At 61.2% G+C, this 7414-nt stretch carries 7 protein-coding genes and 1 pseudogene; 1 reads left to right on the forward strand and 7 read right to left on the reverse strand.

Annotated elements, in window-relative coordinates; genetic code table 11:
* Window positions 1-55: 55 nt before the first annotated feature.
* From AB5Y97_RS09295 to AB5Y97_RS09325, 7 genes are all read right to left on the reverse strand, one after another.
* Window positions 56-1060: a substrate-binding domain-containing protein gene (locus AB5Y97_RS09295; protein ID WP_019446363.1), complete on the reverse strand. Its 1005-nt coding sequence runs from the start codon at window positions 1058-1060 to the stop codon at window positions 56-58.
* A complete protein-coding gene (gene rbsK, locus AB5Y97_RS09300) occupies window positions 1060-1992 on the reverse strand; it encodes a ribokinase (protein WP_274161706.1) in 933 nt (310 codons plus the stop codon). Before rbsK ends, AB5Y97_RS09295 begins: the two co-directional genes overlap by 1 nt.
* A 108-nt stretch (window positions 1993-2100) precedes the next feature.
* Window positions 2101-2976: a ribose ABC transporter substrate-binding protein RbsB gene (gene rbsB, locus AB5Y97_RS09305; RefSeq protein ID WP_368157687.1), complete on the reverse strand. Its 876-nt coding sequence runs from the start codon at window positions 2974-2976 to the stop codon at window positions 2101-2103.
* 30 nt (window positions 2977-3006) lie between these two features.
* Window positions 3007-3975, reverse strand: a complete 969-nt coding sequence (gene rbsC, locus AB5Y97_RS09310) for a ribose ABC transporter permease (protein WP_005336670.1) — start codon at window positions 3973-3975, stop codon at window positions 3007-3009.
* Window positions 3972-5501, reverse strand: a complete 1530-nt coding sequence (gene rbsA, locus AB5Y97_RS09315) for a ribose ABC transporter ATP-binding protein RbsA (protein WP_139730691.1) — start codon at window positions 5499-5501, stop codon at window positions 3972-3974. Before rbsA ends, rbsC begins: the two co-directional genes overlap by 4 nt.
* Window positions 5502-5537: 36 nt before the next feature.
* Window positions 5538-5957 (reverse strand): D-ribose pyranase, encoded by a 420-nt coding sequence (gene rbsD / locus AB5Y97_RS09320; protein WP_058052594.1) that lies wholly within the window; start codon window positions 5955-5957, stop codon window positions 5538-5540.
* 233 nt (window positions 5958-6190) lie between these two features.
* Window positions 6191-6808, reverse strand: coding sequence for a glutathione S-transferase family protein (locus AB5Y97_RS09325; protein WP_064337957.1), 618 nt, complete (start codon window positions 6806-6808; stop codon window positions 6191-6193).
* A gap of 131 nt (window positions 6809-6939) precedes the next feature.
* On the opposite strand from AB5Y97_RS09325, the pseudogene AB5Y97_RS09330 reads away from it, so the two are divergent.
* A pseudogene (locus AB5Y97_RS09330) lies at window positions 6940-7414 on the forward strand (IS3-like element ISAeme20 family transposase); the annotation flags it as partial.

Consider the following 7414-nt stretch of genomic DNA (forward strand, 5'->3'; position numbering starts at 1 on the left):
TAAAACGAAACAAGGCGACCTCTGGGTCGCCTTGTTCTTTTGTTGCCCCTGAAAATCAGGGGCGGGGCGCGCAAGATTGTCTGATCACCAGGTCAGGGTCGACGGTGATCAGGTGATTCTCCACCGCTTCGCCGTTGATGCGGGCCAGCAGGCGGGTGACGGCGAGGCGACCCAGCTCCTCTTTGGGCTGATTGACGGTGGTGAGCGGCGGCGACATAAATTCGGCCAGCGCCACATTGTCATAGCCGACGATGGAGATATCCCGCGGGATCACCAGCCCCGCCTGATGGGCGGCACTGATGGCCCCCATCGCCATCATGTCGTTGCAGACAAAGAGGGCGGTGGGACGCTCGGGCAATGCCAGCAGACGAGTCATCGCCTGATGGCCGCTGGCGCAGTCAAAGTCCCCCTCCTGGATCCAGTCAGGATTGAGCGTGAGACCCGCCTCCTGCAACGCCTGCTCGAAGCCAGCTTGGCGCTGGTTGGCGGGGGCGCGGCTGTGGGGGCCTGTGATGCAACCGATGGCGGTATGGCCCAGCTCAATCAGATGGCGGGTTGCGAGATAACCGCCGTGGAAGGAGTTGTCGGCGATAAGATCCACATCCTCGCTGACCAGCCCCCAATCCATCACCACCACCGGCAGGCTCTTGAGCCAGTCGAGCTGGTTGAACACCTCTTGTTGGCCTTCGCTGCACATGATCAGCAGGCCATCGACCCGCTTGCGCAGCATCATCTTGAGGTAGGAAAGGGCCGTCTCGGCCTGACCCTCGGTGTTGCCCAGCATCAGGTTGTAGCCCTGCTCGAAGCAGTAGCGCTCCACCCCGCGTACCACCTCGGCAAAGAAGGGGTTGCTGGAGGTGGTGACCAGCATGCCGATACTGTTGGTCTCCTTCACCTTGAGGCTGCGGGCCACCAGACTCGGGGCATAGTTGAGGTCGCGCATGGCCGCAAAGACCCGCTCGCGGGTCTCCTCGGCCACGAAACGGGTCTCGTTGATGACGTGGGAGACGGTGGTGGTCGAGACCCCCGCCAGGGCTGCCACCTCCTTGATATTGGCCATCAGTGCCCCTGCGCAGTCTGCTCAAGCAGGAAGGCGTCGACCTCCTGCTTGCTCGGGATGGAGCTCTGGGCGCCGAAGCGGGTGACGGAGAGTGCCGCCGCCCCGTGGGCAAAGCGCACCGCACCGTGGAAATCGGCACCGGCCAGTTCCGCCGCCAGCAGGGCGCCGTTGAAGGTATCGCCCGCGGCTGTGGTATCCACCGCCTTGACCCGAAAGCCCGGGATCAGCTGTTGCTGCTGTGCGTTGCTGCAATAGACCCCCTGCGACCCCAGGGTGATCATCACGTCCGCAATGCCCATCTGGTGGAAGCGGGCAGCCGCCTCGCGGGCACTCGCTTCGTCGGTGACTTTGATGCCGGTCAGCAGCTCGGCTTCGGTCTGGTTGGGGGTGATAAGGTCGACCAGCGCCAGCAGCTCGCTTGAGAGCGGACGGGCAGGGGCGGGGTTGAGCACCACCCGGGTGCCATGGGCGCGGGCCAGCCGTGCAGCTTCATGGACGCTCTCGAGCGGCACTTCCAGCTGCAACAGTAGGGTGTGGGCGTCGGCGATCATCGCTTCGTGGCTTTTCACCACCGCAGGGGTGATGGCGCCGTTGGCTTCGGCGGAGATACCGATACTGTTCTCCCCCTCATCGCTCACATAGATGATGGCGATGCCGGTCGGGAGCTTGGGATCGAGCTCGACGGCGCTCACGTCAATACCGTCTTTGGCAAAGCCGCTCTTCATCTGGTGGCCGATGGCGTCATCACCGATGCGGGCGATAAAGGAGACGGGGGCACCAAGGCGGGCAGCCGCAACCGCCTGATTAGCCCCCTTGCCACCCGGGACCACCTGATAGCTGTGACCGGTCAGGGTTTCACCCGGGCGAGGAAAGTGGGGTACGCGCAGCACATGGTCTGCATTGACACTGCCCAGAACGACGAGACGATTCATGTTGACTACTCCTGATGCATCTTGGCTTGAACACTGTGATGGAGTGAGCCCAAGCCGGGAGGCACCTGAACGAGAGGGAAAAGGGGAGGCGAACCTCCCCTCGAGAACTTACTTGCTGACCACTTGCAGCGGTACCGGAATGGATTTCTCGACCGGCTGACCTTTCAGCACCTTGTCGGCAGTCTCGACGCCGATGGCACCGATCAGCGCAGGCTGCTGGGCCACGGTGGCGGCCAGTTTACCCTTGGCAACGGCGGCTTTGCCATCGTCAGTGCCGTCGAAGCCGACGATCATCACTTCTTTACCGGCAGCTTGTACCGCGCGGATGGCACCCAGCGCCATCTCGTCGTTCTGGGCGAACACAGCCTGTACGGTCGGATGGGCCGCCAGCAGGTTTTCCATGACGTTCAGACCCTTGGTGCGGTCAAAGTCAGCAGGCTGGGAAGCCAGCACTTGCAGCTTGTTGGCCGCCACGGCCAGGGCAAAACCTTCGCCACGGTCGCGGGCGGCGGAGGTACCGGCAATCCCTTCCAGCTGGATCACCTTGGCACCGGTACCCAGTTTCTCGGTGATGAAGTCACCGGCCAGCTTGCCGCCCGCCACATTGTCGGAGGCAATGTGAGCCTTGACCTCACCCTGCGCGGCGCCGCGGTCCAGAGTCAGTACCGGAATGCTGGCACGGTTGGCCAGACGAATGGCGTTGCCGACCGCTTCGGAGTCGGTGGGGTTGATCAGGATGGCGCCGACCTTGCGTACGGTCAGATCTTCCATGTTGGAGAGCTCTTTGGCCGGGTCATTCTGGGAATCCAGTACCACCAGCTCGTAGCCAAGCTCTTTGGCTTTGGCTTCGGCACCCTCTTTCATGGTGACGAAGAAGGGGTTGTTGAGGGTGGAGACCAGCATGGCCAGGGTTTGATCGGCGGCATGGGCGGTGCCCAGCACGGACATGATGGCGGCAGCGAGCAGGGTATTGAGCTTTTTCATCATTTCATTCCTTGTGTGTGGCTTGTCTTATCAACGATTGCTTTTGTTATCGATCATCACGGCAAGCAAGATCACGCTGGCCTTGGCGATCATCTGGTAATAGGAGGATACGTCGAGCAGGTTGAGGGCGTTGTTGAGGAAGCCGATGATCAAGGCACCGATCAGGGTCCCCATGATGCGGCCCTTGCCGCCCATCAGGCTGGTACCACCCAGCACCACCGCGGCGATGGCATCCAGCTCGTAACCCATGCCCGCCGTCGGCTGGGCAGAGGAGAGACGAGAGGTAACGATAAGCCCTGCCAGCGCCGAGAGCGCGCCGCACAGACCATACACCGCCAGCTTCACCCGATCCACATTGATACCGGAGAGGCGGGTGGCAGACTCGTTACCGCCCAGCGCGTAGATGTAGCGACCGAGACGGGTGTGGTTGAGCATGAACCAGGCGAGCAGGAAGACGATGGCCATCAGCCAGATGGGCACCGGCAGACCGAACAGGTAACCGGTACCGAGCCAGGCGAAGTGATCGGCGCCGTCACTGAAACCGGTGGAGATGGGGCGGCCCTCGGTATAGACCATGGTGATACCACGCAGGGCGGTCATGGTGACCAGAGTAGCGATGAACGCCTGCACCTTGCCCTTGGCAATGATGAGACCGCTGACGCCACCCAGCAGGGCACCGGCACCCAGAGTGAGGGGCACCACCAGCCAGATGGGCAGCTCCATGGCGACCATGGTGGCGGCCAGCGCGCCGCACAGGGCCAGTACCGAGCCGACCGACAGATCGATACCGGCGGTGAGGATAACCAGCGTCATACCGACCGCCATGATGGCGTTGACCGAGGTCTGGCGCAGGATGTTGAGGAGGTTGTCGGCGGTGAAGAAGTTGGGGCTCAGGAAGGAGACCACACCAATCAGGACCAGCAGCGCGACCAGGGATTTGTTCTCGATCCACCACGCCTTGCTCATGACGCCACGGCGGGAAAGGGTTTGGGTTGTCATTGGGATGCCTCTTGCTCTGCTTGCCACTGTTTACCGACTGCCGCCGCCATCAGCTTTTCCTGATTGGCATCGCGGGTGTTGAACTCTGCGCTGATGCGCCCTTCGTGCATCACCATGATGCGATCGCTCATGCCGAGCACTTCCGGCATCTCGGAGGAGACCAGAATGATGCTCATTCCCTCCTTCTTGAACTGGTTGATCAGCTGATAAATTTCCTTCTTCGCCCCCACGTCGACGCCGCGGGTCGGCTCGTCGAGGATCAGCACCTTGGGCCTTGTCAGCAGCCCCTTGGCGATGGCTACCTTCTGCTGGTTGCCGCCGGAAAGCAGCTTGATCAGCTGATCCTGACTCGGGGTCTTGATGTTGAACAGACGTACATAGTCACTCACCGCCTGCCGTTCGGCCTTGCCGTCAATCTTGCCGTTGCTGATGAACTCGTCGAGGGCGCACAGACTCATGTTTTCGCGCACCGAGAGTTCCAGCACCAGCCCATCCCCCTTGCGATCTTCGGAGATATAGGCGATGCCTGCGGCCAACCCGTCGGCCGGGCTTTTGGGCACCAGCGCATGACCGTCAACTTGCACTTCACCGGCGCTGATGGGGCTGGCGCCGTAGATCAGCTTCATCAGCTCGGTACGACCGGAACCCATCAGGCCGCTAAAACCCAGAATTTCACCCTGACGCAGGGAGAAACTCACCCCGCGCACACCGGGACCAGCCAGATCTTTCACCTGCAGGCTGACGGGGCCAAGCTCGCGCTCAAGACGCGGATACTGCTCTTCCAGCCGGCGACCCACCATCATCTCGATGATCTTGTCTTCATCCAGATCGCTTACCGCCTTCTCGCCGATCCACTTGCCATCACGCAGCACAGTGACCCGATCGCAGATCTCGAAGATCTCCTTGAGGCGGTGGGAGATATAGACGATGCCGCAGCCTTGTTCGCGCAGCTCGCGGATAACCTTGAACAGCTGCTCGGTTTCGGTATCGGTCAACGCATCGGTGGGTTCATCCATGATGATGACGCTGGCATCGAACGACAGCGCCTTGGCAATCTCCACCATCTGCTGTTCGCCGATGGAGAGATCCCCGAGCCGGGTATCCGGCCCGTGCTTGACGCCAAGTCGTGCCAGCAGGCCGCTTGCCCGCTCGCGCAGCTGTTTGTGGTCGATGCTGCCAAAACGGGTACGGGGTTCGCGCCCGAGGAAGATGTTGGCGGCAATCGACAGCTCCGGCAGCAGGTTCAGCTCCTGGTGGATGATGCTTATCCCCTGATCCTGAGAGTCGCGGGGGCCCTTGAAGTGAACCGGCTGGCCGCGGTAGCTGACGCTGCCCGCATCGGCCTGATAGATACCGGTCAGCACCTTCATCAGGGTGGATTTACCGGCGCCATTTTCGCCGAGCAGGGCCATCACCTGGCCCGGATAGACCCGCAGACCCGCTTCGTCGAGGGCGCGCACACCGGGGAAGGTCTTGACGATCCCGGTCAGCTCCAGAATGGGTGAGAGGGGGGAGGTTGTGCTCATTTGCAGCTTCCTTGAAGAGGCCTTCTTTGAAGAATGTCAGAACGCCACACCGGCGCAGAGGATCAGGTTGGCGTAGGGAGTCACCTCGCCGCTGCGCACGATCGCCTTGCTCTGGCGGGAGCGGGTTTTGAACTCTTCGTGCAGGCAGTATTCGATGGCGATGGGCTTGCCCTGGGCGGCTGCGTGCGCTTCAAGCTGATCGACCAGCGCCTGATGGGCGGCGGGGCTGATCTGCTTGATCTCGCTCGCCATGATCACCTTCTCCACCACCAGATCGGTGAGCAGGGCGGTCAGTACGGTTTCAAGGCTGGGCGTCCCCGCCATCAGCGCCAGATCGATCCGCTCCGGACCTGCCGGAATGGGCAAGCCTGCATCGCAGACGGTGATCTCGTCGGTGTGGCCCATCTGTGCCACCAGAGCACTCAGGGGAGCATTGAGCAGTACGCCTCGTTTCATACAGCACCTCATCAGGCCTTAGCCCGTCAATCTGTGAACCGCTAAGCAACCGGTTACGCAACCGGTTGCGTCATGGCGCAAAGATAGGCTTTTTACCGGGGAAGGGCCACGGCAAAACCACGGAAATGTGAAAACGATCTCAAAGGCGGGAGAAGAAGTGCAGGGGAGGAGGCAGGAAGGGTGTCAGCAGAGCCCTGGCACCCTTGTTATTTATCGAGCTATTGATTTTATGGTTAGTTGGCCAGTGCCTTGGCGACCGCCGGACGGCTCAGCATGCGCTGATAATGCTCGGCCACTTTGGGGAATTCACTGATCTCGACCCCATCGCTTTTCAGCCAGCCCGCGACCACGAACAGATAAATGTCCGCCACGCTGAACTGCTCGCCCAGCACCCAGGGGCCTGCCAGATAGTGCTGCTCAATCTGGGCAAAGCCATCGCGCATATTGCTGGCGACTTTCTGCTGCATGGCGGCAATGGCCTGCTCGTCATCGGCCCAGCGGCTGCCACGGCGACCGTGGGCGTGGGAGACATGCACGGTGGAGGCGAGGAAGCTGTTGACCTCCTGCATGCGGGCCAGCAGGAACGGATTGTCCAGCGGCGCCAGCTTGGCATCGGGGAAGCGCTGCGCTACATAGAGCAGCAGGGCCGGGGTCTCGGTCAGGGTGCCCTGAGCGGTGACAAGGGCAGGCACCCGCCCTTTGGGGTTGATGGCAAGATACGCAGGATCACGCTGCTCACCGGCGGCGAGGTTGACGAGACGGGGTTGGAACGGGGCATTCGCTTCCAGCAGGGCAATCTGCACGGCCATGGCACAAGTGCCGGGAGCGAAATAGAGGGTCAGATCGGACATGAATACTCCTGATTGGCTCAGGCCACCCGCGATATTGGCGAAAGATTGCTTCGCGGAGCACCACGGGCATGAGGTATCCTGATTTTCACAGACAGTCCCGATTGTTACGATGAGACAATCGGGGGTATTGAATGAAATCGAGAGAACACTATTCACCAGAGTTTCGGGCAGAGGCGGTTCGACTGGTGTTGGAGCAAGGCCTTGGCCAAGCTGAAGCCGCCAGAAGGTTGGGTATTGCCAAAGGCACACTGAGCAACTGGGTGGTCGCAGCCAAAGGAGGAAAGGATACATCGGCCATTCCCGGAGCGCGTTCTGTCGCCGAGCTGGAGGCTGAAGTGGCCCGGCTACGCAAAGCTCTCGCACAAGCCAACATGGAGCGCGACATCATAAAAAAGGCCGCCGCGTACTTTGCTCAGGAGTCACTGCCAAGTACGCGTGGATAGCCAACCAAAAGGACATCTATCCCATTTCCGTTATCTGTCGTGTGCTGGAGGTCTCTCGTGCGGGCTTCTACCACTGGCGCCAGCGTCCACCGTCACAGCGCCAACAAGAAGATGAACGACTCAAGGTCGCCATTCGGGCTGCTCACAGCAAGACGCGCCAGAC

Origin of the sequence: Aeromonas sp. R10-2, assembly GCF_040908445.1 — a bacterium.
Classification (GTDB): Bacteria; Pseudomonadota; Gammaproteobacteria; order Enterobacterales; family Aeromonadaceae; genus Aeromonas; species Aeromonas veronii.

Excerpts from the sequence above, each read along its gene's own strand:
- rbsC (WP_005336670.1), bottom strand. The coding sequence starts at position 3,975 with ATGACAACCCAAACCCTTTCCCGCCGTGGCGTCATGAGCAAGGCGTGG.
- rbsK (WP_274161706.1), bottom strand. The coding sequence starts at position 1,992 with ATGAATCGTCTCGTCGTTCTGGGCAGTGTCAATGCAGACCATGTGCTG.
- rbsA (WP_139730691.1), bottom strand. The coding sequence starts at position 5,501 with ATGAGCACAACCTCCCCCCTCTCACCCATTCTGGAGCTGACCGGGATC.
- AB5Y97_RS09325 (WP_064337957.1), bottom strand. The coding sequence starts at position 6,808 with ATGTCCGATCTGACCCTCTATTTCGCTCCCGGCACTTGTGCCATGGCC.
- rbsD (WP_058052594.1), bottom strand. The coding sequence starts at position 5,957 with ATGAAACGAGGCGTACTGCTCAATGCTCCCCTGAGTGCTCTGGTGGCA.
- AB5Y97_RS09295 (WP_019446363.1), bottom strand. The coding sequence starts at position 1,060 with ATGGCCAATATCAAGGAGGTGGCAGCCCTGGCGGGGGTCTCGACCACC.
- rbsB (WP_368157687.1), bottom strand. The coding sequence starts at position 2,976 with ATGAAAAAGCTCAATACCCTGCTCGCTGCCGCCATCATGTCCGTGCTG.